23 protein-coding genes, 1 tRNA gene and 1 pseudogene are annotated in these 25,490 nt (G+C 73.3%); 17 read left to right on the plus strand and 8 right to left on the minus strand.

Annotated elements, in window-relative coordinates:
- The first annotated feature begins 139 nt into the window (after positions 1 to 139).
- From AOK22_RS21305 to AOK22_RS21320, 4 genes are all read left to right on the plus strand, one after another.
- Positions 140 to 226, plus strand: a tRNA-Leu gene (locus AOK22_RS21305).
- A gap of 235 nt (positions 227 to 461) precedes the next feature.
- Positions 462 to 1,955 (plus strand): DUF2252 domain-containing protein, encoded by a 1,494-nt coding sequence (locus tag AOK22_RS21310; RefSeq protein WP_079036725.1) that lies wholly within the window; start codon positions 462 to 464, stop codon positions 1,953 to 1,955.
- A 48-nt stretch (positions 1,956 to 2,003) separates the two neighbouring features.
- Complete coding sequence (locus tag AOK22_RS21315) at positions 2,004 to 2,876, plus strand: hypothetical protein (protein WP_055700302.1); 873 nt, start codon at positions 2,004 to 2,006, stop codon at positions 2,874 to 2,876.
- 40 nt (positions 2,877 to 2,916) lie between these two features.
- Entirely contained in the window at positions 2,917 to 3,246 is a 330-nt protein-coding gene (locus AOK22_RS21320) for a rhodanese-like domain-containing protein (protein WP_055700303.1), read from the plus strand.
- An 89-nt stretch (positions 3,247 to 3,335) separates the two neighbouring features.
- Here the strand turns inward: AOK22_RS21320 and AOK22_RS21325 are convergent, their stop codons facing one another.
- From AOK22_RS21325 to paaA, 6 genes are all read right to left on the minus strand, one after another.
- Positions 3,336 to 4,469 carry an acyl-CoA dehydrogenase family protein gene (locus AOK22_RS21325; RefSeq protein WP_055700304.1) on the minus strand — a complete coding sequence of 378 codons (1,134 nt, stop codon included), beginning with the start codon at positions 4,467 to 4,469 and terminating at the stop codon, positions 3,336 to 3,338.
- 134 nt (positions 4,470 to 4,603) lie between these two features.
- A complete protein-coding gene (locus AOK22_RS21330) occupies positions 4,604 to 5,683 on the minus strand; it encodes a 2Fe-2S iron-sulfur cluster-binding protein (protein WP_055700305.1) in 1,080 nt (359 codons plus the stop codon).
- Positions 5,683 to 6,183 carry a 1,2-phenylacetyl-CoA epoxidase subunit PaaD gene (gene paaD, locus AOK22_RS21335; RefSeq protein ID WP_055700306.1) on the minus strand — a complete coding sequence of 167 codons (501 nt, stop codon included), beginning with the start codon at positions 6,181 to 6,183 and terminating at the stop codon, positions 5,683 to 5,685. The genes AOK22_RS21330 and paaD overlap by 1 nt, the downstream gene beginning before the upstream one ends.
- Entirely contained in the window at positions 6,177 to 6,908 is a 732-nt protein-coding gene (paaC, locus tag AOK22_RS21340; protein ID WP_244164915.1) for a 1,2-phenylacetyl-CoA epoxidase subunit PaaC, read from the minus strand. Before paaC ends, paaD begins: the two co-directional genes overlap by 7 nt.
- Complete coding sequence (gene paaB, locus AOK22_RS21345) at positions 6,905 to 7,195, minus strand: 1,2-phenylacetyl-CoA epoxidase subunit PaaB (protein WP_055700307.1); 291 nt, start codon at positions 7,193 to 7,195, stop codon at positions 6,905 to 6,907. The genes paaC and paaB overlap by 4 nt, the downstream gene beginning before the upstream one ends.
- Positions 7,192 to 8,202 (minus strand): 1,2-phenylacetyl-CoA epoxidase subunit PaaA, encoded by a 1,011-nt coding sequence (paaA, locus tag AOK22_RS21350; RefSeq protein ID WP_055700308.1) that lies wholly within the window; start codon positions 8,200 to 8,202, stop codon positions 7,192 to 7,194. Before paaA ends, paaB begins: the two co-directional genes overlap by 4 nt.
- A gap of 192 nt (positions 8,203 to 8,394) precedes the next feature.
- On the opposite strand from paaA, the gene AOK22_RS21355 reads away from it, so the two are divergent.
- The 3 genes from AOK22_RS21355 to AOK22_RS21365 are packed head-to-tail and all read left to right on the plus strand — an operon-like array spanning position 8,395 to position 11,443.
- Positions 8,395 to 9,315 carry a DUF5819 family protein gene (locus AOK22_RS21355; RefSeq protein WP_055700309.1) on the plus strand — a complete coding sequence of 307 codons (921 nt, stop codon included), beginning with the start codon at positions 8,395 to 8,397 and terminating at the stop codon, positions 9,313 to 9,315.
- The gene (locus AOK22_RS21360) at positions 9,312 to 10,658 is read left to right on the plus strand and encodes an HTTM domain-containing protein (RefSeq protein WP_055700310.1); all 1,347 of its coding nucleotides are present in this window, start codon (positions 9,312 to 9,314) and stop codon (positions 10,656 to 10,658) included. Before AOK22_RS21355 ends, AOK22_RS21360 begins: the two co-directional genes overlap by 4 nt.
- Positions 10,655 to 11,443: a TrmH family RNA methyltransferase gene (locus tag AOK22_RS21365; protein WP_055700311.1), complete on the plus strand. Its 789-nt coding sequence runs from the start codon at positions 10,655 to 10,657 to the stop codon at positions 11,441 to 11,443. Before AOK22_RS21360 ends, AOK22_RS21365 begins: the two co-directional genes overlap by 4 nt.
- Before the next feature lie 17 nt (positions 11,444 to 11,460).
- On the opposite strand, the gene paaN is transcribed toward AOK22_RS21365, so the two are convergent.
- Positions 11,461 to 13,152 (minus strand): phenylacetic acid degradation protein PaaN, encoded by a 1,692-nt coding sequence (paaN, locus tag AOK22_RS21370; protein WP_055700312.1) that lies wholly within the window; start codon positions 13,150 to 13,152, stop codon positions 11,461 to 11,463.
- A gap of 196 nt (positions 13,153 to 13,348) precedes the next feature.
- Here paaN and AOK22_RS21375 point away from each other — a divergent pair, with 196 nt between their 5' ends.
- Positions 13,349 to 14,860 (plus strand): 3-hydroxyacyl-CoA dehydrogenase, encoded by a 1,512-nt coding sequence (locus AOK22_RS21375; protein WP_055700313.1) that lies wholly within the window; start codon positions 13,349 to 13,351, stop codon positions 14,858 to 14,860.
- Positions 14,857 to 15,450, plus strand: coding sequence for a TetR/AcrR family transcriptional regulator (locus AOK22_RS21380; protein ID WP_055700314.1), 594 nt, complete (start codon positions 14,857 to 14,859; stop codon positions 15,448 to 15,450). The genes AOK22_RS21375 and AOK22_RS21380 overlap by 4 nt, the downstream gene beginning before the upstream one ends.
- 63 nt (positions 15,451 to 15,513) lie before the next feature.
- On the opposite strand, the gene AOK22_RS21385 is transcribed toward AOK22_RS21380, so the two are convergent.
- Positions 15,514 to 15,951, minus strand: coding sequence for an Lrp/AsnC family transcriptional regulator (locus tag AOK22_RS21385; RefSeq protein WP_055700323.1), 438 nt, complete (start codon positions 15,949 to 15,951; stop codon positions 15,514 to 15,516).
- 367 nt (positions 15,952 to 16,318) lie between these two features.
- Here AOK22_RS21385 and pdhA point away from each other — a divergent pair, with 367 nt between their 5' ends.
- From pdhA to AOK22_RS21425, 8 genes and pseudogenes are all read left to right on the plus strand, one after another.
- A complete protein-coding gene (gene pdhA, locus AOK22_RS21390) occupies positions 16,319 to 17,461 on the plus strand; it encodes a pyruvate dehydrogenase (acetyl-transferring) E1 component subunit alpha (protein WP_055700315.1) in 1,143 nt (380 codons plus the stop codon).
- The gene (locus AOK22_RS21395; RefSeq protein WP_055700316.1) at positions 17,458 to 18,474 is read left to right on the plus strand and encodes an alpha-ketoacid dehydrogenase subunit beta; all 1,017 of its coding nucleotides are present in this window, start codon (positions 17,458 to 17,460) and stop codon (positions 18,472 to 18,474) included. The genes pdhA and AOK22_RS21395 overlap by 4 nt, the downstream gene beginning before the upstream one ends.
- Positions 18,474 to 20,003, plus strand: coding sequence for a dihydrolipoamide acetyltransferase family protein (locus AOK22_RS21400; protein ID WP_055700317.1), 1,530 nt, complete (start codon positions 18,474 to 18,476; stop codon positions 20,001 to 20,003). The genes AOK22_RS21395 and AOK22_RS21400 overlap by 1 nt, the downstream gene beginning before the upstream one ends.
- Before the next feature lie 236 nt (positions 20,004 to 20,239).
- Positions 20,240 to 21,295: an NTP transferase domain-containing protein gene (locus AOK22_RS21405; RefSeq protein WP_055700318.1), complete on the plus strand. Its 1,056-nt coding sequence runs from the start codon at positions 20,240 to 20,242 to the stop codon at positions 21,293 to 21,295.
- The gene (locus AOK22_RS21410) at positions 21,292 to 22,779 is read left to right on the plus strand and encodes a molybdopterin molybdotransferase MoeA (protein WP_055700319.1); all 1,488 of its coding nucleotides are present in this window, start codon (positions 21,292 to 21,294) and stop codon (positions 22,777 to 22,779) included. Before AOK22_RS21405 ends, AOK22_RS21410 begins: the two co-directional genes overlap by 4 nt.
- Positions 22,767 to 23,873: a potassium channel family protein gene (locus tag AOK22_RS21415; RefSeq protein ID WP_193433192.1), complete on the plus strand. Its 1,107-nt coding sequence runs from the start codon at positions 22,767 to 22,769 to the stop codon at positions 23,871 to 23,873. Before AOK22_RS21410 ends, AOK22_RS21415 begins: the two co-directional genes overlap by 13 nt.
- A 136-nt stretch (positions 23,874 to 24,009) precedes the next feature.
- Positions 24,010 to 24,987, plus strand: a complete 978-nt coding sequence (locus AOK22_RS21420) for an NAD(P)H-quinone oxidoreductase (RefSeq protein ID WP_055700321.1) — start codon at positions 24,010 to 24,012, stop codon at positions 24,985 to 24,987.
- A gap of 262 nt (positions 24,988 to 25,249) precedes the next feature.
- Positions 25,250 to 25,490 (plus strand): annotated as a pseudogene (locus AOK22_RS21425) (hypothetical protein); the annotation flags it as partial.

Here is a 25,490-nt window from a genome sequence, read left to right on the forward strand (position 1 = left end):
GTGGCGGTGGGGCGGGGCCGGGCTCCTGAGCAGGTGCCCGGCAATAGGGATGTGAATCCACCCGCCGCAGCGTGCTAATCTTCTGGATGTCGGCAGGCGCTCGCACCACACGGTGGGAAGCCCGAAGACAACACCCAATGCGCGGGTGGCGGAATAGGCAGACGCGCTGGATTCAGGTTCCAGTGCCCGCAAGGGCGTGGGGGTTCAACTCCCCCCTCGCGCACCACGAGGAAGCGGTCCTCCTCCGGATGAAAGTCCGGAAGGGGGCCGCTTCTTTTTGTGCCTGGCGGCCGAGTCCTGCCCGGGTCTCCCGCCGTGTCTTCCGCGGATCCCCCTCGCAGTGATGTATGTCACCGAGGTTGTCCACAGGCTCTGACGGGCTTCGGCGAGCGGCGGTACCTTCGAGGCCGGATCCGGCGTCGGGTCCGGGTTCGGTCGGACGGTCGGCGGGGGCGAGGGGCATGGCGGAGCTTGGTGGGGCGGTTCCCGGGCAGCGGGGGCGTCAGCAACGGCCGGCGAAGAGGCCGGGGAAGCAGCCGGGCGGGCGCGGGCCGGTCGACGGGCGGCTTCCGCGGGTGCCGGGGTTCTCCGAGTGGCCCGCGCAGGGCTCTCCCAAGGGCGAGGGCAAGGCGCTGCGGGGGCGGGTGCCCCGGGTCGCGCACGCGGAGTTCTCGGTGGACGACGCCCGGCCCGACCCCGTGGCCGCGGTCGAGGCGGTCAACCACGGCCGGATCGCCGAGCTCACGCCGATACGGGTCGGCAGGATGGCCGCCTCCCCCTTCGCGTTCCTGCGGGGCTCCGCGGGCCTGATGGGGTACGACCTCGCGCGCACCCCGGTGACCGGCATCGGTGCGCAGATCTGCGGGGACGCGCACGCGGCGAACTTCGGGCTCTACGCGGACGCGCGCGGGGGTCTCGTCATCGATCTGAACGACTTCGACGAGACGGTGCACGGCCCCTGGGAGTGGGACCTCAAGCGCCTCGCGGCGTCCCTGGTGCTCGCGGGGCGCGAGGCGGGCGCGAGCGAGGCGGTCTGCGCGGAGGCGGCGATGGACGCCGTCGGGGCCTACCGGCGCACGATGCGGCTGCTGGCGAAGCTCCCGGCGCTCGACGCGTGGAACGCCATCGCGGACGAGGAGCTGGTCTCGTACACGGACGCGCGCGACCTCCTGGGCACCCTGGAGCGGGTCTCCGAGAAGGCGCGGCACAACACGAGCGCCAGGTTCGCGGCGAAGGCGACGGAGCGCGTCGAGGGGCGTGACGGCGCCGAGGGGCGGCGCTTCGTGGACGCGCCGCCCGTGCTGCGGCGGGTGTCGGACGCGGAGGCGGCCTCGGTGGCCGCCGCGCTCGGGGACTACCTGGGCACGCTGTCCGAGGACCGGCTGCCGCTGCTCGCGCGGTACGCGGTCCAGGACGTGGCGTTCCGCGTCGTCGGCACGGGCAGCGTGGGACTGCGGTCGTACGTGGTGCTGCTGCTCGACCACCGGGGCGAGCCGCTGGTGCTCCAGGTGAAGGAGGCGCGGCCCTCCGTGCTGCTGCCGCATCTGCCGGCGGCCGGGTTCACGGTGCCGGGCACGGCGCACGAGGGGCACCGGGTGGTGCTCGGGCAGAAGCGGATGCAGGTCGTGAGCGACTTCCTGCTCGGGTGGACGACGGTCGACGGACTGCCCTTCCAGGTGCGGCAGTTCAGGAACCGCAAGGGCAGCGTGGACCCGGCGGCGCTGGCCGCCGACCAGTTGGACGACTACGGGCGCATGACCGGGGCGCTGCTGGCCCGCGCCCACGCGCACAGCGCCGACCCGCGCCTGATCGCCGGGTACTGCGGGAAGAACGACGAGCTGGACGAGGCGATGGCACGGTTCGCGACGGCGTACGCGGACCGTACGGAGGCGGATCACGCGCTGCTGGTGCGTGCGGTGAAGGAGGGGCGGGTGGCGGCCGAGGCGGGGGTGTGACCGGGCGCTCTTCACTGGCGGCCCCGGGTGGTGGCCTAGGCTGGGCGGGTGACGACCCCGGAAGCCGAGCCGACGCAGCCCGAGACCCCTGAGAGCACGGAGAGCACCGGGTCTTCCGGGTCTTGCGGTCAGGGGGCCGGGGCGGGCGAGCGGCCCGAGGAGCGGCTGGAGCGGGCCGTGCGCGCCGCCGAGCAGGCGCTGATCGAGTACGAGATCGCGCTGGAGACGTTCCGCGTCGAGGTGGAGAACTTCTCCCGGCTGCACCACCAGAAGCTCGGCCCGATGTACGCCAGGCTCGACGAGCTGGACGCGCAGATCGCCGAGGCCACCGCGGCCCGTACGGGCGACCCCGAGGACCGGCGCAAGGCCGAGGAGGCGCGGGCACGGGTCATGCCGATGCCGGGCGTCGAGGAGCTGTTCCACGGCTGGATGGACGGGGAGGGCCTCTACCCCGAGGCCGCCGCGATGCTGACCGATCAGTCGGTGCGGCCGCCGCAGCGGGTGCGCCCCGGCGAGGAGGCCCGCAAGCTCTACCGCGAGCTGGTCCGCGAGGCGCATCCGGACCTGGCGCAGGAGGAGAGCGAGCGGCAGCGGCGCGAGGAGTTCATCACGCGCGTGAACGCCGCGTACGCCCGTGGTGACGAGGCGCTGCTGCGGGAGCTGTCCGAGGAGTGGGCGGCGGGGCCGGTGCCCGCGGAGCAGCGGCTGACGCGCAGCGAGGAGCTGTACGCCAGGCTCGAATGGCTCGCCCAGCGCAAGGAACTGCTCTCGGTACTCGCCAAGGAGCTGGAGGAGAGTGCGATCGGCGGGATGCTGCGCCTGGCGCCGGACGACCCGGACGCGCTGCTCGACGAGATCGCCGAGCAGCTGCTCGCGCAGGTCGCCGAGCGTGAGGCGGAGCTGGAGCGGTTGACCGCGTAGCCCGTCCGGTAGCGTCGGGGGCATGGTTTTTGGTTCTCACGTGCCCACGGTCGGCGTCGACGATCTCGCGAGCGGCGACTTTCTGCTGGATGTCCGGGAGGACGACGAGTGGCGGGCGGGTCACGCCGCGGACGCCCTGCACATCCCGATGAGTGAGTTCGTGGCGCGGTTCGGCGAGTTGACCGAGGCGGCGCCGCAGGACGGCAGGGTCAATGTGATCTGCCGGTCCGGCGGCCGTTCCGCCCAGGTCACCATGTACCTCGGCCAGCAGGGCATCGACGCGGTGAACGTCGCCGGCGGCATGGAGGCCTGGGCCGCCGCCGGGCGCCCCGTCGTGGACGACCAGGGGCAGCCGGGCGCCGTCCTCTAGGGACTTCTCAGGGGCTCGCTGAGGGACGCACTCAGGGACGCACTCAGGGACGCGCCGGGGCCGGCCCCGTAGGTCCCGGGGGCCGGCACTCAGCCGAGGGCGTGGGCGGCCAGCAGGTCGCCGAGCGTCTCCTCGTGCGCCGCGGCGGGGCCGAGGGAGAGCTCCAGCTGCTTGGCCCAGGCGTGGTAGCGGTGCAGGGGGTAGTCGGTGTCCGCGCCGAAGCCGCCGTGCAGGTGCTGGGCGGTCTGCACCACCCTGCGTACGCCGTCGGACGCCCAGATCTTGGCGACGGCCACGTCTCCCGCCGTGGGCAGGGCGCCGTCCGCGGCGGTGCTGATGCGCCAGGCGGCCTGCCAGAGGGTGACCTCCATGGCGCGCAGATCGATGTAGCGGTCGGCGGCCTGCACCGCCACGGCCTGGAACGTGGCGACCGGGAAGCCGAACTGCTCGCGCTTGCTGGTGTATTCGCCGGTCATGGCGAGGACGCGCTCGCCGAGGCCGAGGGCGAGCGCGCAGGTGCCGGTGGCGAGCAGGTCGCGCAGCCGGTCCCAGGCGCCGTCGGCCTCGATGACGTCGGACGCGGCGATGCGGACGGCCGACAGACGCAGCTCGCCGAGTCGTTCGCCGCTGGTGGAGAACTGCTCGGCGATGGTGAGGCCCTCGTGGCCGCGCGGCACGAGCGCGAGGACCGCGTGGCCTTCGGGGGTGTGGGCGGGGACGACGACGAGGTCGGCGTTGTGCGCCCAGGGGACGGCCGACTGGAGGCCGTCCAGGACCCAGCTGTCGCCGTCGCGCTGTGCGGTGACGGCCAGTTCGGCCGGGTCGTGGCCGGTGCGGCCGTTCGCCGCGACGGTGAGGACCAGCTCGCCGCGCGCGGCCCGGGGCAGGATCCGCCGCCTCAGCTCCTCGCCGCCGTGGGCCTCTACGGCCCAGGAGGCGGCGCTGTTCTCGAGGAGCGGCACCCGCGCGAGCACCTTCGCCGACTCGCGCAGCACCAGGCACAGGGCGATGGCGTCGAGGCCCACGCCGCCGTGCTCGGAGTCGACGAGCACGCCCAGCAGGTCGGAGTCGGCGAGCCGGGACCACAGGGCGCGGTCGAAGTCCTCGGCGACGGCTCCGGGGGTGAGGGCGGGGCTCGGCACGCCGTCCGGCGCGACGCCCGCGAAGAGCGCCTTCGCCGCCTCGACCACGGCCTGCTGTTCCTCGGTGAAGGTGAAGTCCACTGCCTGTCCTCCCGCGCACCGGCCGACCGACGAATCCGTCGCCACTTCTGCCTCTTCGCATCTGACGGTCCGTCAAGATAGAACAGGTTCTATGGGAAGGGAACAGCGAGGCGCGGCCCAGGGGAGGCGAAGGGTCAGCGGTCGAAGTCCAACTCCACGGTGTCCGTGGCCGGATGGGACTGGCACGCCAGCACATAGCCGGCCTCCGTCTCCTCCGGCTCCAGCGCGAAGTTCCGGTCCATCCGCACCTCGCCCGAGACCCGGAAGGCCCGGCACGTGCCGCACACCCCGCCCTTGCAGGCGTAGGGCGCGTCGGCGCGGTTGCGCAGCACCGTCTCCAGAAGCGTCTCGCCGTCCCGCACGGGCCAGGTGCCCGAGCGTCCGTCCAGGGTCACCGTCACCGTGCTGTGCGCGGGCGCGGGGGACCCGGAGGGCGCCGAGGCGGCGGTCGTGACGACGTCGTCCACGTGGAAGATCTCCTCGTGGATCCGGCGGCGGTCCACGCCGAGCGCGCGCAGCGTCCGCTCCGCGCCCTGCACCAGGCCGAACGGCCCGCACAGGAACCAGCCCGCTATCTCCTCCACCGGCAGCAGTGCCGGCAGGAGCCGGGTCAGCCGCTCCTCGTCGAGCCGTCCGGAGTCGAGGCCGGCCTGCTGCTCCTCCCGGGAGAGCACGGTCACCAGCTGGAAGCGGTCCGGCCAGCGGTCCTTGAGGTCGGCCACCTCCTCCAGGAACATCGTCGATGCGGCGGTGCGGTCGCTGCGGATGAGGCAGAAGTCCGCCTGTGGTTCGCGCTCCAGGAGGGTCGTGACGATGGAGAGCACCGGGGTGATGCCGCTGCCGCCGACGACCGCCGCATAGCGGCCGGGGGCCGGGTCCAGCGTGAAGCGCCCGGCGGGCGTCATCACGTCCAGCTCGTCGCCGACGGCGATCTCCTTGAAGGCGTACGTGGAGAAGGCGCCGCCCTCGACGAGGCGCACACCGACCCGCAGTGTCCCGGGCTCCCCCGGGGTGTCCGGGCGGGGTGCCGGGGAGCAGATCGAGTAGGTGCGCCGGATCTCGGTGCCGTCGGCGAAACGGCGGACGGCGAGGTGCTGGCCGGGGGTGAACCGGAACTCCTCGCGCAGCGGGGCCGGCACGTCGAAGGTCAGCGTCACGGAGTCGTCGGTGAGCCGGTCGACCGCCGCTACCCGGAGCGGGTGGAAGCGGGCCATCACAACTCCTTGAAGTGGTCGAAGGGTTCACGGCAGGAGGCGCAGCGGCGCAGCGCCTTGCAGGCCGTGGACGAGAAGCGGCTGAGCAGTTCGGTGTCGGTCGAGCCGCAGTGCGGGCAGCGGATCGACAGGCCCAGCGGGACGGGTCCTTCCGCCGGGTGGGAGCGCGGGGGCGCGATGCCGAACTCGGCCAGTTTGCGGCGGCCTTCGGCGCTGATGTCGTCCGTCGACCAGGCGGGGGAGAGAACCGTGCGCACCGAGACCTCGGCCATGCCGCGGTCGTGCAGGACCTGCTCGATGTCGGCGCTCATCGCCTCTATCGCGGGACAGCCGGTGTACGTCGGGGTCAGCTCCACGTCGACCCTGCCGGGGGCGAGGACGCGCACGCCGCGCACCACGCCGAGCTCGGCCAGGGTCAGCACGGGCAGCTCGGGGTCGGGCACCGAGCCCGCGAGGGCCAGGAGCTCGGCCTCCAGCGCGGTGGGCGCGGCCGTCACCATGACGCCCCCGGGTGGCTGCGGTGCAGGTGCTGCATCTCGGCGAGCATCCGGCCGAACGACTCGGTGTGCAGGCCCTGGCGCCCCGCGCCCGCCGCCCAGGCGCCGGTCTGCGGCCCGGTGGGGACGGTCAGCGTGGCGCGCTCGACGACCGAGGTGACCGAGGCGGTCCAACTCGCCCGCAGCTCCTGCTGGTCCACGTCGATCCCGGCCACCGGCTGGAACATCTCGCCGGTGAACCGCCACAGCGCGTCGAGGCCGCGCTGCATGCGCTCGTGGCTCTCGGCCGTGCCGTCGCCGAGCCGCAGGGTCCACTGCTCGGCGTGGTCCTGGTGGTAGGCGACCTCCTTGACGGCCTTCGCGGCCAAGGGGGCGAAGGCGCCGTCGCCGGCCGCCAACGCGGCGTACAGCAGGGACTGGTAGGTGGAGAAGTAGAGCTGGCGGGCGATGGTGTGGGCGAAGTCGCCGTTCGGCTGCTCGACCAGCTGGAGGTTGCGGAAGGCGCGCTCCTCGCGGAGGTAGGCCAGCTCGTCCTCGTCGCCCGCCATGGAGAGCAGGACGCGGGCCTGGCCGAGGAGGTCGAGGGCGATGTTCGCCAGGGCGACCTCCTCTTCGAGGACCGGGGCGTGTCCCGCCCACTCGCCCAGGCGGTGGGAGAGCACCAGGGCGTCGTCGCCGAGGGCCAGGGCGGGCAGGGCCGGGGCGTCGGGCGCGGTGGAGGCGGTCACAGGTGCTTCACCCCCTCCGGGATGTCGTAGAACGTCGGGTGGCGGTAGGGCTTGTCGCCCGCGGGCTCGAAGAAGGAGTCCTTCTCGTCCGGCGAGGAGGCGGTGATCTCGGCGGAGGGCACGACCCAGATGGAGACGCCCTCGCTCCTGCGGGTGTACAGATCGCGGGCGTTGCGCAGGGCCATCTCCGCGTCCGGGGCGTGCAGGCTGCCCGCGTGGGTGTGGGAGAGCCCGCGACGGGAGCGGACGAACACCTCCCACAGCGGCCATTCGGTCGAGCTGCTCATGCTGTCGCCTCTCCGTGCTTCTCGCCGTGCTTCGTCGCGTACGCGGCCGCGGCCTCGCGGACCCAGGCGCCGTCCTCGTGGGCGCGGCGGCGCTGGGTGATCCGCTGGTCGTTGCAGGGGCCGTTGCCCTTGAGGACGTCCCAGAACTCGGTCCAGTCGATGGGGCCGAAGTCGTGGTGCCCCCGCTCCTCGTTCCACACCAGGTCCGGGTCGGGGAGCGTCAGGCCGAGGGACTCGGCCTGGGGGACGCAGATGTCGACGAAGCGCTGGCGCAGCTCGTCGTTCGAGTGGCGCTTGATCTTCCACGTCATCGACTGCTCGGAGTGCGAGGACTCGTCGTCCGGCGGGCCGAACATCATCAGGGAGGGCCACCACCAGCGGTTCACCGCGTCCTGGGCCATGTCGTGCTGGGCCTGGGTGCCGCGGCTGAGGGCGAGCAGCGACTCGTACCCCTGGCGCTGGTGGAAGGACTCCTCCTTGCAGACGCGGACCATCGCGCGGGCGTACGGACCGTAGGAACAGCGGCACAGGGGGACCTGGTTGGTGATCGCGGCGCCGTCCACCAGCCAGCCGATCGCGCCGACGTCGGCCCAGGTCAGCGTCGGGTAGTTGAAGATCGAGGAGTACTTCTGGCGGCCGGAGTGCAGCTTGTCGAGCAGCTCGTCGCGGCTGGCGCCGAGGGTCTCGGCGGCGCTGTAGAGATACAGGCCGTGGCCGGCCTCGTCCTGCACCTTCGCCATGAGGATCGCCTTGCGGCGCAGGGAGGGCGCGCGCGTGATCCAGTTGGCCTCCGGCTGCATGCCGATGATCTCGGAGTGCGCGTGCTGGGCGATCTGGCGGACCAGGGACGCGCGATAGGCGTCCGGCATCCAGTCGCGCGGCTCGATGCGCTCGTCGGCGGCGACCGCCGCGTCGAAGGCGGCCTGGTGCTCCGCGGTGCGCGCGGCCATGGACGCCGCGTCGTCCGGCTCCGTCCCCGCCGCCTGGTGTGCGGCTGCTGTCGCCATCTCGGTCCCCCTCGACCCTGGGCTCGACCCTGAACCTACCGACCGATCGTTCGGTTCGTGGAATTCAATGGTGCGGCGCGCCGCCATAAGGTGTCAACCCTGTGGATAACTTCACGGACGCTGTGCGCGGCGGTCGGGCCTGAGTACCGTTCCGGCGGCAGGGTTCGGTGCGGGAACGGGGAACGGGGCGCGATGGACGGGTACGAGAAGGACTCCGGCGGCACGCCCGCCGGACCTGACGAGCCCGGCCCGCCGGCCGAGCCCGGACCAGAGGACGGACCCGGGAGCGGACCAGAGGACAGTCCCGGACCAGAGGACGGCCCCGGGAGCGGACCGGCCGGCGGACCCGAGCCGGCCCTCTCCGCCGAGCCGGAGCCCCGCATCGGGGCCGAGCGGGAGCCTCGCATCGAGGTCGGGGCGGACCCCCGCGTCGGGGATGAGCCGGACCCCCGCGCAGGCATCGCCGGGCTGAAGCTCGGGCCCCAGATCGTCGCCGCGTGCGCCCTGGCCGTCATCGCCGCGGCCGCCTGCATCCACGTGGCGATGCTCTTCCTGCACGTCGCGCCCTCGAACACCCTGACCAAGCAGCACGGCGACCTCGTCGACGAATGGATCTACCCCGAGTTCGAGCAGAACTGGAAGCTCTTCGCGCCCAATCCGCTCCAGCAGAACGTCGCGGTGCAGGCCCGCGCGGAGCTCCGTACGGCCGAAGGGGGCGTGCGGACCACGCACTGGTACGACCTCTCCGCGCAGGACGGCGCCGGCATCGACGGGAACCTGCTGCCCAGCCACACGCAGCAGAACGAACTGCGCCGGGGCTGGGACTTCTACGTGGGATCGCACGACGCGCAGAATCGTCCCGTCGGACTGCGGGGCCAGCTCTCCGAGGAGTACGTGCGCCGCATCGCGTACATGCGGCTGGAGCGGGAGGCGCCCGGCAAGAAGGGCGACGAGATCGCGCGGGTGCAGCTGCGCTCGAAGACCACGAACGTGCGGCCGCCGAAGTGGAGCGAGGAGAAGGTCTCCGCCAAGCCGGTCTACCGGGTGCTCCCCTGGTGGTCGGTGACGCCCGACGACCTGCCGCTCGCGGACGCGAAGGGGAGTGACCGGTGAGCCGGATCGAACGCCCGCTGGCACAGGGGCTGAGCAAGGTCACCGGATTCGCCCTCGGTCCGTACCAGACCGCGGTGATCCGCATCGGCTTCTCCGCCACCTGGCTGTTCTTCCTGCTGCGCGAGTTCCCGCACCGCCATGAGCTCTACGGGCCCGACGGCCCGTGGAACTGGGACATGGCGCAGCAGCTCATCTCGAGCAACCACGCCTTCACCGCCCTGATGTGGTCCGACGGGCGGATCTGGTTCGAGGCCGTCTACGCGCTGGCGATGCTGAGCAGCGCGCTGCTGATGATCGGCTGGCACACGCGCGCGATGTCCGTGCTGTTCATGATCGGCGTGCTGTCGCTGCAGAACCGCAGCATCTTCATCGGCGACGGCGGCGACAACGTCATCCACCTGATGTCGACCTACCTGGTCTTCATCCGGTGCGGTCAGGTCTGGTCGCTGGACGCGAGGCGGGCGGCACGCGCGCGCGGGGAGGAAGCGCCGGACCGGGTGGGGCCCGTCCTGTGGTGGGTGCTCGGGCTCGGTCTGTCCGCCGTGACGTTCATGGGCGAGCTCGACGCCAAGTGGCTGGTGTTCTTCTGGGGGCTGTGGCCGGCGCACGGCCTGTGGTGGCTGGCGGTGCGGCACGCACCGCGCGGCGAGCTGCGCAAGCTCCTCGACGTCGTGGCCAACATGGCCCACAACGCGGGCCTCCTGGTGGTCATGGTCGAGGCCTGCCTGATCTACGCGACGGCCGGTTGGTACAAGATCCAGGGCAGTCGCTGGCAGGACGGCACGGCCGTCTACTACCCGCTGAACCTCGACTACTTCTCCCCGTGGCCCGCCCTCTCCGAGCTGCTCTCGTCCCACGGCATCATGGTGATGCTGGTGACGTACGGGACGGTCGCCGTGCAGGTGGCCTTCCCCTTCACCCTCTTCAACCGCCGGGTCAAGAACGTCCTGCTGGCCGCGATGATCGTCGAGCACGCCGTGATCGCGGTGGTCCTGGGGCTGCCGTTCTTCTCGCTCGCGATGATCGCGGCCGACGCGGTGTTCCTGCCGACGTCGTTCCTGCGGCGGCTGGGCGGTTGGGCGGCACGCGCGCGTGGAGGCGTGGTTTCCCGCCTGCCGCTCTCCCGGGTGCCGCTCCCCCGCGTCCGCCGTGCCGACCGCTTCGACCGTCCGGCGGGCGAGGACGCGGTGCCGGACCAGCGCGCCGCGGGGGCAGGTGACGGCGCCACGGGGACGAGTCAGCGCGCCGCGGGGACGGACGAGGGCGTGCGCGAGGGCCGGAACGGCGACGGCAATCCGGGCCCGGAACCCACCGAGCAGGCGCGCGTAGGCTTCACTCCATGAACAGGACGGACGGGGCGGACCAGCCGGATTCCGAGGGCGCCGTACGCGTCTGGCGCGGGCTCGCCGACACCTCCGTGCTGCTCGACGGCTTCCACGCGATCAAGCACGCGCTGCGCTTCGGCGCGCGGGTGCCGGTGGCGCTGACCAGCGACCGGGCCGGTGTGCTCGCGCTCGCCGACGACCTCGCGCCGGATGTGCGGGAGGCGCTCGACGGGCTCGTGGTGCAGGTCCCGGACGAGCGGCTGCGCGTCCTGGTGTCGCGGCTGCACCCCACGGCGGTGGCCGCCCTGGCTGTACGCCCCGCGCGCGAGGGCAACCTGGCGGCGCTGGGGCGCCTGCCGAGGACCGCGCCGGTCGTCGTGCTCGACGACCCGCGCAATCTCGGCAACGCGGGGGCGGTGATCCGGCTCGCCGCCGGCTTCGGGGCGACCGGGGTCGTCACGACCGGCACGCTCGACCCTTGGCACCCCACCGTCGTACGCGGCGGGGCGGGCCTGCACTTCGCGACGGCCGTGGAGCGCATGGACGTCGCCGAGCTGCCGCCGGGCCCGGTCTTCGCGCTCGACGCCGAGGGCGAGGACATCCGGGGGCTGAAGCTCCCGGACGACGCGGTGCTCGCCTTCGGGTCCGAGCGCAGCGGCCTGTCGGCGGCGCTGCGGGAGCGCGCCGACCATCTGGTGTCGCTGCCGATGCGTCCGCAGGTCTCCAGCTACAACCTGGCGACGAGCGTCGGCATGGCGCTCTTCCACTGGTCGACGGGCAGGCCTCCGGGGCCGGAGGCCTGAACCCGCCGCGCGTCCGGTCAGGCGTCCCTGCGGATCTCCACCACACGGAAGCGGTTGGCCACGAACGCGCCGTCGCACAGCGCGGCGTTCGCCGCCGGGTTGCCGCCCGAGCCGTGGAAGTCCGAGAACGCCGCCGTCTGGTTCACATAGACGCCGCCCGTGAGGTTCAGGGACAGCTGGGCGCACTCCTCCAGGCAGGTCTCCTCCACGGCGTCGGAGATCTCCTGCGAGGTCGTGTACGCCCCGACGGTCATCGCTCCCTTGTCGCGCACCGTGCGGCGCAGCAGCTCCACCGCGTCGGCCGCCGAGTCGACGGCGACGGCGAAGGAGACCGGGCCGAAGCACTCGCTGAGGTAGGCCGCCTCGGCGTCCGGCTTCGCGCCGTCCAGCTTGACGATCACCGGGGTGCGGACCACGGCGTCCGGGAAGTCGGGGTTGGTGATCTCCCGTGAGGCGAGGGCGACTTCACCGAGTCCGGCGGCCGCCTCCAGGCGGGCCTTCACGTCCGGGTTGACCAGCGCGCCGAGGATGCCGTTCGCCCTGGCGTCGTCGCCGAGCAGGCCGCTCACGGAGGCCGCGAGGTCGGACACCACCTCGTCGTACGACTTCGCGCCCGCGTCCGTCCGGATGCCGTCGCGCGGGATCAGGAGGTTCTGCGGGGTGGTGCACATCTGGCCGCTGTAGAGGGACAGGGAGAAGGCGAGGTTGGCCAGCATTCCCTTGTAGTTGTCCGTCGACTCGACGACGACCGTGTTGACGCCGGCCTTCTCCGTGTAGACCTGCGCCTGGCGGGCGTTGGCCTCCAGCCAGTCGCCGAACGCCGTCGATCCCGTGTAGTCGATCAGCTTGATCTCGGGGCGCACGGCGAGGGTCTTGGCGATGCCCTCGCCGGGCCGCTCGGCCGCCAGGCACACGAGGTTCGGGTCGAAGCCCGCCTCGGCGAGGACCTCGCGGGCGATGCGGACCGTGAGCGCGAGGGGCAGCACCGCGCGCGGGTGGGGCTTGACCAGGACCGGGTTGCCGGTCGCGAGCGAGGCGAACAGGCCCGGGTAGCCGTTCCACGTGGGGAAGGTGTTGCAGCCGATCAGGAGCGAGACGCCGCGCGCCACGGGCGTGAACCGCTTGTTCATCGCGAGGGGGTCGCGCTTGCCCTGGGGCTTGGTCCACTCGGCGGCGTCGGGGGTGCGGGCCTGCTCCACGTACGCGTACGCCACGGCTTCCAGGCCGCGGTCCTGGGCGTGCGGGCCGCCCGCCTGGAAGGCCATCATGAAGGCCTGGCCGCTGGTGTGCATGACCGCGTGCGCGAACTCGTGGGTGCGGGCGCTGATGCGGGACAGGATCTCCAGGCAGACCATCGCGCGCACCTCGGCGCCCGCGTCGCGCCAGGCGCGCATTCCGGCGCGCATGGCCGGCAGCAGGGTGTCGATGTCCGCGTGGGGATACGTGATCCCCAAGTCGGGTCCGAACGGCGAGACTTCGCCGCCCACCCAGTCGTCCGTGCCGGGCTGGCCGAGGTCGAAGCGGGTGCCCTGGACGGCGTCGAAGGCGGCCTTGCCCTCGGGCAGGCTCAGACTGCCGTCCTCGCCGTACGCCTTGGGGTGCTCGGGGTGCGGGGACCAGTACGCGCGCGTGCGGATGGTCTCCAGCGCCTGGTCCAGGGTGGGCCGGTGCTTGGCGATCAGGTCGTGAGCGGTGAGTTCGGCGGCCATGGAGGACCAACTCCTCGTCGGTCAGCTCTTCGTCGAGCTGGCGCCCTGGGCAGGGACGGTGGGCAGGGACGTACAGACAGAGCTAGAGTAACCGAACGATCGGTCGGGACAAGGGGGTCCGTCAAACCTGTGGACAACTTCTCCACGGCCACCCCCGAACCCCCCGGCCGCCGGGCCGTGCGGGAGGATCGCGAGCATGACAGCACTCGAGCTCACCAGCGCCGTTGCCGTGGTCGGCACCGGGACCATGGGACAGGGCATCGCCCAGGTCGCCCTGGTCGCGGGCCACCCCGTGCGGCTCTACGACGCCGCGCCCGACCGCGCGCGTGCGGCGGCCGACGCGATCGGCGCCCGACTGGACCGGCTCGTCGAGAAGGGCAGGCTCACGCCCGAGGACCGCGCCGCGGCGGCCGGCCGGCTCACGGCGGCCGAGAGTCTCACGGAGCTCGCCGGCTGCGGCCTGGTCGTCGAGGCGGTCCTGGAGCAACTGGACGTCAAGCAGCGCCTGTTCCAGGAGCTCGAGGAGATCGTCGACGAGAGCTGTCTGCTGGCCACCAACACCTCCTCCCTGTCCGTGACCGCCGTCGCGGGCGGCCTGCGCGTGCCGGGCCGGTTCGTCGGCCTGCACTTCTTCAACCCCGCGCCGCTGCTCCCCCTCGTCGAGGTCGTCAGCGGCTTCGCGACGGACGAGGCGACGGCCACGCGCGCGTACGAGACCGCGAAGGCCTGGGGCAAGACCCCGGTGCGCTGCGCGGACACCCCCGGCTTCATCGTCAACCGCGTCGCGCGGCCCTTCTACGCCGAGGCGCTGCGCCTGTACGAGGAGCGCGTCGCCGACCCCGCCACGATCGACGCCGTCCTGCGCGAGTGCGGCGGCTTCAGAATGGGCCCCTTCGAGCTCACCGACCTCATCGGCCAGGACGTCAACGAAGCCGTCACGCGCTCCGTGTGGGACTCCTTCTTCCAGGACCCCAAGTTCACGCCCTCGCTCGCCCAGCGGCGCCTGGTCGAGTCGCGCCGCCTCGGCCGCAAGTCCGGGCAGGGCTGGTACGCGTACGGGGACGACGCCCCGCGCGCGGAGCCGCACACCGCGGAGCCCGCGAAGGCACCGGAGTCCGTCGCCGTCCACGGGGACCTCTTCCCGGCGGACGCGCTGCTCGACCTGATCGGGCAGGCGGGCATCCGCGTCACGCGCGCGGAGGGCGTGCCGAGCTCTCCCGGTTTCCTCGAACTGCCCGGCGGCACACGGCTCGCCCCGGCCGACGGGGCGGCCGCCGACGCCGCGGCCGGGCCCACCGTCCACTTCGACCTCGCGCTGGACTACCGGGCCGCCACCCGGATCGCCCTCTCGCCGTCGGGCAGGGTGGACGAGCGGGGCCTCGCGGAGGCGGTCGGTCTCTTCCAGGTGCTCGGCAAGAAGGTCAGCGTCATCGGGCACGCGCCGGGCATGATCGTGGCCCGTACGGTGTGGATGCTCGTCGACTTCGCCCTCGACGCCGTGGGACGCGAGGTGGCGGCCGCCGAGGACGTCGACACCGCCATGCGGCTCGGCGTCAACTACCCGCTCGGCCCCGTCGAATGGGGCCGCCGCCTCACCGCGTACCGCGTGGCCGAGGCGCTGGACATGCTCAACGACGAGTACCCCACCGGGCGCTACGCGCCCTCCCAGGCCCTGCGGCGCCAGGCCGTGCGAGAGGAGTACTCATGACCACCGCCCGGCGGGACACGTACACCCCGGAGACGCTGCTCGGCGTCGCCGTCCGGGTCTTCAACGAGCGTGGCTACGACGGCACCTCCATGGAGCACCTCTCCAAGGCGGCCGGCATCTCCAAGTCCTCGATCTACCACCACGTGTCGGGCAAGGAGGAGCTGCTGCGCCGCGCGGTGAGCCGGGCGCTCGACGGGCTCTTCGGGATCCTCGCCGAGGAGCACGCGCGCGTGGGCAGTGCGGTGGAGCGCCTGGAGCACGTCACGCGCCGCACCGTCGAGGTGCTGGTCGCCGAACTGCCCTATGTGACGCTGCTGCTGCGCGTGCGCGGCAACACGGACACCGAGCGGTGGGCCATGGAGCGGCGCAGGGAGTTCGACCAGCAGGTGGCCCAGCTGCTCAAGGAGGCCGTCGCGGACGGCGACCTGCGCTCCGACGTCGAGCTGCGCCTGGCCACCCGGCTGCTCTTCGGGATGATCAACTCCATCGTCGAGTGGTACCGGCCGGAGAGCCGCGGTGCCGCCAACGGCCAGCAGATCGCCGACGCCGTCGTGCAGTTGGCCTTCGCGGGGCTGCGCACCACCCGCTGAGACGCGCGGGCCGGCCCGCGCGGGCGTGTCGGCCCCCGGCCCGCCGTCCGCCGGGCCGGGGCGTCAGTTCTCCGGCTCCAGGTCGTCCTCCTCGAAGACCAGCAACGTACGCGTGCTGAGGACTTCGGGGATGGACTGCAGCCGGGTGAGGACCAGTTCGCGCAGGGCGCGGTTGTCCGGCGTGTGGACGAGGAGCAGTACGTCGAAGTCGCCGCTGACCAGGGCGATGTGGGAGGCGCCTGGGAGTGTGCGCAGATGTTCGCGCACCGTGCGCCAGGTGTTCTGGACGATCTTGAGCGTGATGTACGCGGACGCGCCCTGGCCCGCGCGCTCGTGGTTGATCCGCGCCCCGAACCCCCGGATGACGCCGTCGTCGATGAGGCGGTTGATGCGCGCGTAGGCGTTGGCCCGTGACACATGGACGCGTTCGGCCACGGAGCGTATCGAGGCGCGACCGTCCGTGTGCAGGATCTGCAGGATGTCGCGGTCGATGGCGTCCAGGGGCCTGGGTTCGGGCCGGGACTCGGAGCGGAGTTCGGGGCGGTGCTCCGGGCGGAACTCGGGCCTCGGCTCGGGACGGTGTTCGGGGCGGGGGTCCGAACGGTGCTCGGTGCGGGGCTCCGGACGAGCGTCCGGACGGTCGCAGTCGCGTCGGTCGGCCATTCGTTCAGATGCCATGTCCCCCCGCCTCCCTACCATGGACGTACTGCATCCATACCAAGCTGTGCAGAACCGTTTGTCCACAGCCTGGAGGTGCCTGTAGCCAAAATGTGCCGACGACCGAACAATCGGTTGGTGAGGCGCATCACATCGCCGTGCCTCTTCTGCCGCTCCCACGAGGAGACCGCTTCCCCCAGGAGGTGCCGTCATGACGGTCATGGAGCAGCGGGGCGCCTACCGGCCCACCCCGCCTCCCGCTTGGCAGCCCAGGACCGACCCCGCGCCGCTCCTGCCGGACGCGGAGCCGTACCGCGTCCTCGGCACCGAAGCGGCGGAGAAGGCCGATCCGGAGCTGCTGCGCCGGCTCTACGCGGAGCTGGTCCGCGGTCGCCGGTACAACACGCAGGCGACGGCTCTCACGAAGCAGGGCAGGCTCGCGGTCTACCCCTCCAGCACGGGGCAGGAGGCGTGCGAGATCGCCGCCGCGCTCGCCCTGAGGGAGCAGGACTGGCTCTTCCCCAGCTACCGGGACACCCTCGCGGTGCTCGCCCGCGGCCTCGACCCCGTGGACGCGCTGACGCTGCTGCGCGGCGACTGGCACACCGGCTACGACCCGCGTGAGCACCGCGTCGCGCCGCTGTCCACGCCCCTGGCGACCCAGCTCCCGCACGCCGTGGGCCTCGCGCACGCCGCCCGCCTCAAGGGCGACGACGTGGTCGCGCTCGCCATGGTCGGCGACGGCGGCACCAGCGAGGGCGACTTCCACGAGGCGCTGAACTTCGCGGCCGTGTGGCAGGCGCCCGTCGTCTTCCTCGTGCAGAACAACGGCTTCGCGATCTCCGTGCCGCTCGCCAAGCAGACCGCCGCCCCCTCCCTGGCCCACAAGGCCGTCGGGTACGGGATGCCGGGACGCCTGGTGGACGGCAACGACGCGGCCGCGATGCACGAGGTCCTCGTCGAAGCGGTCTCCCGCGCGCGGGAGGGCGGTGGCCCGACCCTCGTCGAGGCCGTCACGTACCGCATGGAAGCCCACACGAACGCCGACGACGCCACGCGCTACCGCCACGACACCGAGGTCGAGGCCTGGCGCGACCACGACCCGATCCTGCTCATGGAGCGGGAGCTGACGGAGCGCGGACTCCTGGACGAGGACACGAAACGGCAGGTCGCCGACGACGCGGAGGCCATGGCGGCCGATCTGCGCGAGCGGATGAACCAGGACCCCGTACTGGACCCGATGGACCTCTTCACGCACGTGTACGCCGAGCAGACCTCCCAACTGCGTGAGCAGGCGGCACAGTTGAAGGCGGAGCTGGAGGCCTCGCAGGAGGCCGAGGAGGAAGCACGATGACCACGGTCGCGGCGAGGCCCGCCACCAAACCGGCCACCATGGCGCAGGCGCTCGGACGCGCACTGCGCGACGCGATGGCCGAGGACTCCTCGGTGCACGTCCTGGGCGAGGACGTCGGCGCGCTCGGCGGGGTCTTCCGGGTCACCGACGGGCTCGCCGCGGAGTTCGGCGAGAGCCGCTGCACGGACACGCCGCTGGCCGAGGCGGGCATCCTCGGGACGGCCGTCGGCATGGCGATGTACGGTCTGCGGCCCGTCGTCGAGATGCAGTTCGACGCGTTCGCCTACCCCGCCTTCGAGCAGCTCGTCTCGCACGTGGCGCGGATGCGCAACCGCACGCGCGGCAAGCTGCCGATGCCCATCACCGTCCGCGTGCCCTACGGCGGCGGCATCGGCGGCGTCGAGCACCACAGCGACTCCTCCGAGGCGTACTACATGGCGACGCCGGGCCTGCACGTCGTCACGCCCGCCACGGTCGCCGACGCCTACGGCCTGCTGCGCGCGTCCATCGCCTCCGACGACCCGGTCGTCTTCCTGGAGCCGAAGCGCCTGTACTGGTCCAAGGCCGGCTGGAACCCGGACGCGCCCGAGACCGTTGACCCGATAGGCCGCGCGGTGGTGCGGCGCTCCGGCCGCAGCGCCACGCTCATCACGTACGGCCCGTCCGTGCCCGTCTGCCTGGAGGCCGCCGAGGCCGCGCGCGCGGAGGGCTGGGACCTCGAAGTCGTCGACCTGCGCTCGCTGGTGCCCTTCGACGACGAGACGGTCGCCGCGTCCGTACGGCGGACCGGGCGCGCCGTCGTCGTGCACGAGTCGGGCGGCTTCGGCGGCCCCGGCGGGGAGATCGCCGCGCGGGTCACCGAGCGGTGCTTCCACCACCTGGAGGCGCCGGTGCTGCGGATCGCGGGCTTCGACATCCCGTATCCGCCGCCGATGCTGGAGAAGCACCACCTGCCGGGCGTCGACCGGATCCTGGACGCGGTCGCGCGGCTGCAGTGGGAGGCGGAGAGCTGATGGCCCAGGTGCTCGAATTCAAGCTGCCCGACCTCGGGGAGGGGCTGACGGAGGCCGAGATCGTCCGCTGGCTCGTCGAGGTCGGCGACGTGGTCGCCGTGGACCAGCCGGTCGTCGAGGTCGAGACGGCCAAGGCGATGGTCGAGGTGCCGTGTCCCTACGGAGGCGTGGTGACGGCCCGCTTCGGCGACGAGGGAACGGAACTGCCCGTGGGAGCGCCGCTGCTGACGGTGGCGGTGGGAGCGTCGGCGGAGACGTCCACCGGTGCGGACGTCGGGACGTCTGCCGGGACGTCTGCCGGGTCCGGGCGGGCCCCGGAGGAGCCCGCCGAGCGGGCGCTGCAGACGGCCGAGGAGGAGTCCTCGGGGAACGTCCTGGTCGGATACGGCACGGCGGCAGCCCCCGCGCGCCGCAGGCGGCTGCGGCCCGCACACCCGGCCGCGCCGCGGCCCCCGGCCCCGGCCCTGGCTCCGGAGCCCGCCGCCCCTTCGGCGGCTCCCGGCACGCTCCCCGCGCGCGGGGACGGTCCCGTGCCGGTGATCTCCCCTCTCGTACGCAAGCTGGCGCGGGAGAACGGCATCGACCTGCGCGGCCTCGCGGGATCCGGTCCTGACGGGCTGATCACGCGCGCCGACGTCGAGGTGGCCGTCGTCGCGGTCCGGAGCCGCGCTATGGCCGGTGCGACGACCGACGACGAGGCCCGCCGCGCCGAGGAGCGCATGCGCGCGGTCAAGGAGGCGGCCCGCGAGGACGAGGAGCTGATCCGCCTGGGCCGCGCCGAGGAGCGCCACCAGGTGGCGGCCGGGCAGGAGCCCGCGCGCGCGGGCCTGGAGTCCCGCCACGCGCTGACCGGCATCCGGGGGCTCGTCGCGGACAAGATGTCCCGCAGCCGCCGCGAGATACCGGAGGCCACCTGCTGGGTCGACGCCGACGCGACCGAACTGCTCGCGGCCCGCAGGGCCATGAACGCGGCGACGACCGGGCACGACGGCCAGAAGGTGTCGCTGCTCGCGCTGTTCGCCCGCATCGCCGTGGCCGCGCTGGAGCGCTACCCGATGCTCAACTCCAGCGTGGACATGGAGGCGCGCGAGGTGCGCCGGTTCGCCGACGTCCATCTGGGCTTCGCCGCGCAGACCGAGCGCGGCCTGGTCGTGCCCGTGGTGCGGCACTCCCAGGCGCGGACGACCGCGTCGATCAACGGCGAGCTGATCCGGCTCACGGAGAAGGCGCGGGCCGGGACGCTCTCCCCCGGGGAGCTCACGGGAGGGACCTTCACGCTCAACAACTACGGCGTGTTCGGCGTCGACGGCTCCACGCCGATCATCAACCACCCCGAGGCGGCGATGCTCGGTGTGGGCCGGATCGTGCCCAAGCCGTGGGTCCACGAGGGGGAGTTGGCGGTGCGGCACGTGGTCCAGCTGTCGCTCACCTTCGACCACCGGGTCTGCGACGGCGGCACGGCGGGCGGCTTCCTGCGCTACGTGGCGGACTGCGTGGAACAGCCGGTGGTGCTGCTGCGGTCGGTGTGAGCGAAGGCCTCGCGGGCGGCGCGGGCGGGACGCTTTCGACCGTCGTGGGCGGGACTCTCGCGGCCGGCGCGGGCGGGACTTACGCGGGCGGCGCGGGCGAGGCCCTCGGGGCTGAAGGCGGACGGGGCCCCTCGGGCGCCGGTGACCGCCTCCGCTGCCCGACGTGACGTAAGTCCCCTGCCCGAAGGGCCTTTCGCGGGGGTGGCAATGATCCTCCGTGCGCCCATACTCGGGGGATGACCGCGAACGAAGCCGGCCCGTACGACGCCGGCGCGTACGACGCCGTCGTGCTCGCCGGGGGCGGCGCCGCACGGCTCGGCGGCGCCGACAAACCCGGGGTGCGCGTGGGCGGCCGGGCGCTGATCGACCGCGTCCTCGCGGCCTGTTCGGGCGCCGGGACGACGGTCGTCGTGGCCGATCCGCGGCCGACCGCGCGGCCCGTGGTGTGGGCCCGCGAGGAGCCCGCGGGCGGCGGCCCGCTCGCCGCGCTCGACGCCGGGCTCCGGCGCACGGGCGCGGAGCTGGTGGTGGTCCTCTCCGCAGATCTGCCGTTCCTGGGCGCGGAGACCGTGGCCCGTCTGCTCGCCGCGGTGCGCGAGAGCGGCGCGGACGGGGCGGTCCTCACCGATCCCGACGGCCGTGACCAGCCGCTCGTCGCCGCCTATCGCAGCGCCTCGCTGAGGCGGGAGACGGCGGCGCTCGCGAACGAGGACGCGGACGGCCGGGCAGGTGGGCGATCCGGAACGGGCGGGGACGTGGACGGCCGGCCCGGCGGGCTCGCCGGGCTCCCGCTGCGGCGGCTCACCGCGCGGCTCGACCTCGCCCGGGTCGCCGACCCCGTCGCGGCCTTCGACTGCGACACCTGGGACGACATCGCCGCCGCTCGGGCGCGCATCAGGGAGCATGGGCACGTGTTGGATGAATGGATTTCCGCAGTCAAGGACGAGCTGGGCATCGAACTCGACGTCGATACGGCCACCCTCCTCGACCTCGCCCGTGACGCCGCGCACGGCGTGGCCAGGCCCGCGGCGCCGCTGACCACGTTCCTCGTCGGCTACGCGGCGGCGCAGGCCGCCGCGCGGGGCGAGGCGGCCGACGGTCCCGCGGCGGTGGCCGAGGCGTCCCGCAGGGCGGCGGCGCTGGCGCTGCGCTGGGCGGACGAGGACCAGCCGGACCCGAAGACGACCGCCGACGCCGACGCCCCCTCCGCCACCACGCCGGACGCCACCCCCGGCACCACGCCGGACGCCGCGTCCGACGCCACCCCACGCACCGGGCCGGACGCCGGATGACCGGGCAGCCCGCGCCGGAGGCCGAGTTCGACGAGGCCCTCGCCCTGGTGAACGAACCCCGTGCCGGGCACGACGGCCGTACGAGCGGCCCGCGCCCGGCACCGTCTTCCGCACCGTCCGCACCGGCGGCACCGTCGGCAGGGATGCCGACACCGGCCCCGGGGACGTCGGACCCGCAGTCCTCCGATGCCGCCGCCGATCCCGCCGCCGCACCCCTGTCCACGGCGCCGGGCCCCGGTCAGGAGCCCGGCAAGGCCGGCGGAGCGCGCCAGGACCGGCACCGCGACATCACCGCCTGGCCCGCCGCCCGCGCCCGCGCCGCGCAGGCCGCGCCCGGACCGGCGGCCGAGCCCGCCCCCGTCCCCCTGGAGCGCGCCCTCGGCCTGATCCTCGGCGCACCGCTCACCGCCCTCACCGACCTGCCGTCCTTCGACACCTCGGCGATGGACGGCTGGGTCGTCGCGGGCCCCGGCCCCTGGGACGTACGCGCCGAGGGGATCCTCGCCGGCCACGCGCGGCCGGACGCGCTCGTCGACGGGGAGGCCGTGCGCATCGCGACGGGCGCCCGCATCCCGCACGACGCCACCGCCGTGCTGCGCAGCGAGCACGGGCAGATCGACGACAAGGGCAGGCTGCACGCCCTGCGCGAGGTGGTGACCGGCCAGGACATCCGCCCGCGCGGCCAGGAGTGCCGCTCCGGCGACCGCCTCCTGCCGCCCGGCGCGCAGGTCACGCCCGCCGTGCTGGGGCTGGCCGCGGCGGCCGGGTACGACACGCTGTCGGCGGTCCGCAGGCCCCGTGTCGAAGTCCTCGTCCTGGGCGACGAGTTGCTGACGGAGGGGCTCCCCCGCGAGGGCCTCATCCGGGACGCGCTCGGCCCGATGCTGCCGCACTGGCTGCGCGCGCTCGGCGCCGAGGTCACCGGCGTCCGGCGGCTCGGCGACGACGCCGAGGCCCTCCACAAGGCGGTCACGGAGTCCGCCGCCGACGTGATCGTCACGACGGGCGGCACCGCGTCGGGGCCGGTCGACCACGTCCACCCGATCCTGGACCGCGTCGGCGCCGAGCTGCTCGTGGACGGTGTCGCGCTGCGGCCCGGCCACCCGATGCTGCTGGCCCGCATCCGGCCCGGACAGCACCTCGTCGGGCTGCCCGGCAATCCGCTCGCCGCCGTCTCCGGGCTGCTGACGCTGGCCGAGCCCCTGCTGCGTACGCTCTCCGGGCGCCGCGCGGCACCGGCGTACACCGCCGCCATAAGGGACGACGTGCACGGTCATCCGTACGACACCCGGCTCGTCCCCGTCGCGCTGCGCGGCGACGACGCGGTGCCGCTGCACTTCAACGGCCCGGCGATGCTGCGTGGCATCGCGGCGGCCGACGGCCTCGCGGTGGTGCCGCCGGGCGGCGCGAAGCCGGGCCAGGAGCTGGAGATCCTCGATCTCCCCTGGGCCCTGGCCGCCGAGGGTGGAGAGTGTTTCACGTGAAACTTCCCGGCCACGATGCCATCGCCCGCCATCCCGACGAGCACCACACGACGCACCGGATCAAGCTGCCCCAGCGGCAGGTGGTCCGGCCGTTGCGGCAGGTCACGCGCCGGCTGCTGATGGCCCTGCTGGTGCTCGCGCTGACGACCTGCATCGTGTGGCTCGACCGCGAGGGCTATCACGACAACTCGGACGAGAGGGTCGACTTCCTCGACGCCGCGTACTACGCGACGGTGACGCTCTCCACCACCGGATACGGCGACATCGTCCCGTATAGCGACAGCGCCCGGCTCACCAACATCCTGTTGATCACGCCGTTGCGCGTGCTCTTCCTGATCATCCTGGTCGGCACCACCCTTGAAGTGCTCACGGAACGGACGCGCGAGGAATGGCGTCTGTCCCGCTGGAGGTCCAACTTGCGTGAACACACTGTCGTCGTCGGCTTCGGCACCAAGGGCCGCTCGGCGATCCAGACCGTCTGCGCCACCGGTCTGAAGCCGGAGCAGATCGTGGTGGTCGACCCCAGCGCGAAGGTCGTCGACGCGGCCACCGCGGAGGGCTTCGCGGGGGTCATCGGCGACGCGACGCGCAGCGATGTGCTGCTCCGCGCGGAGGTCCAGCGGGCCCGCCAGATCATCATCGCGACACAGCGCGACGACACGGCCGTCCTGGTCGCGCTCACCGCGCGGCAGCTGAACCGCGGGGCGAAGATCGTGGCGGCGGTGCGCGAGGAGGAGAACGCGCCGCTGCTCCGCCAGTCCGGCGCCGACGCCGTGATCACCAGCGCCAGCGCCGCGGGCCGGCTGCTCGGTCTCTCCGTGCTCAGCCCGAGCGCGGGCATGGTCATGGAGGACCTGATCCAGCAGGGCAGCGGCCTCGACCTCGTCGAACGGCCGGTCATAAAGGCCGAGGTGGGCAAGGGCGTCCGGGAGACGGAGGACCTCGTCGTGAGTGTCGTACGCGGGCACCGGGTGCTCGGCTACGACGATCCGGCCGTCGGGAAGCTGGAGTTGACGGACCGCCTGATCACGATCGTGCGGGCCACGCCGCGTACGCCGGTCACCCCGGACCTGAAGCCGCTGCCGCCGAACTGAGGTTTCGCCGGTGCGGGGCCCGCCGCCTCGTACCGGCACCCGCCGCCTCGTACCGGCACCCGTCGCCCCGTACCGGCACCCGCCGCCCCGTACCGGCACCCGTCGGCCGTGGACCGGCACGAGTAGCCTCGGCCGCATGTATGCGATCACGATCCCCGAACCCGGCGGCCCCGAAGCGCTCGTGTGGGCCGAGGTCCCCGATCCCGTGCCCGGCGAGGGCGAGGTGCTCGTCGAGGTCGCGGCGAGCGCCGTGAACCGCGCCGATCTGCTGCAGCGCCAGGGCTTCTACAACCCGCCGCCCGGCGCCTCCCCGTACCCCGGCCTTGAGTGCTCGGGCCGGATCACCGCGCTCGGCCCCGGCGTCTCGGGCTGGGCGGTCGGCGACGAGGTGTGCGCGCTGCTCGCGGGCGGCGGGTACGCGGAGCGGGTCGCCGTTCCCGTCGGCCAGCTGCTCCCCGTGCCCGAGGGCGTCGACCTCGTCACGGCGGCCGCGCTGCCCGAGGTGACCTCGACGGTCTGGTCCAACGTCTTCATGATCGCCCACCTCCGCCCCGGCGAGACGCTGCTCGCGCACGGCGGATCGAGCGGCATCGGCACCATGGCGATCCAGCTCGCGAAGGCCGTCGGCGCGAAGGTCGCCGTCACGGCGGGCAGCAAGGAGAAGCTGGAGTTCTGCCGGGAGCTGGGGGCGGACGTCCTCATCAACTACCGCGAGCAGGACTTCGTCGAGGAGGTCGAGCGGGCCACGGACGGGGCGGGCGCGGACGTCATCCTCGACAACATGGGCGCCAAGTACCTGGACCGGAACGTGCGGACGCTCGCCGTCAACGGACGCCTCGCCATCATCGGCATGCAGGGCGGCGTCAAGGGCGAGCTGAACATCGCCACGCTCCTCAACAAGCGGGCCGCCGTCACGGCCACGTCGCTGCGGGGGCGCCCGGCCGCCGAGAAGGCGGCGATCGTCGCGGCGGTGCGGGAGCACGTGTGGCCGCTGATCGGCGGGGGCCATGTGCGGCCCGTCGTCGACCGGACGCTGCCGATGGCCCAGGCGGGGGCGGCGCACCAGGTGCTCGAGGAGAGCGGGCACATGGGCAAGGTGTTGCTCACGCGGTAGCGGGTGGCGCGGGGCGCCGGTGCGGGAGTCTTCTGCCTGACCGTGCCTGCCTGTGCCTGACCGTGCCTGACCGCGCTCGACCGTGCCTGGCTTGTGCCTGCGGGCCGCCTGTGGCTGGTCGCGCAGTTCCCCGCGCCCCTTTGGGGCGCCTCCTCACCGAGGTGTACCGAGATGCCGGATGTGCCGCATTGTGTGACGCTTGTCAGCGGTGCGGCGATCCGTTTCGATCTTGGCGACCCGGTAGCGGGAGGGGGCCTGTGCGGTGACTCTTTCCCGGTCGAGGCGGCTGGCCCTCGCGGTCGCCGCGCTCCTCGCGGTGCTCGTGGCGGTCGTCCCCGACCTCGTCCCGTACGCCGCCGCGTCGCCCCCCAAGGGCCCGGTGACCACCGTCGACGAGACGTCCCGGGCCGGCAGCCGTCCCGGTGAGGGCCGCGACCGGCCGGGCCGCGCCGAGTCCCTGCCCGCGCTCCCGCTCCCGTCGGCGCACACCCCCACCCCGACGC

The organism is Streptomyces silaceus, from assembly GCF_001419745.1.
Lineage (GTDB): Bacteria > Actinomycetota > Actinomycetes > Streptomycetales > Streptomycetaceae > Streptomyces > Streptomyces silaceus.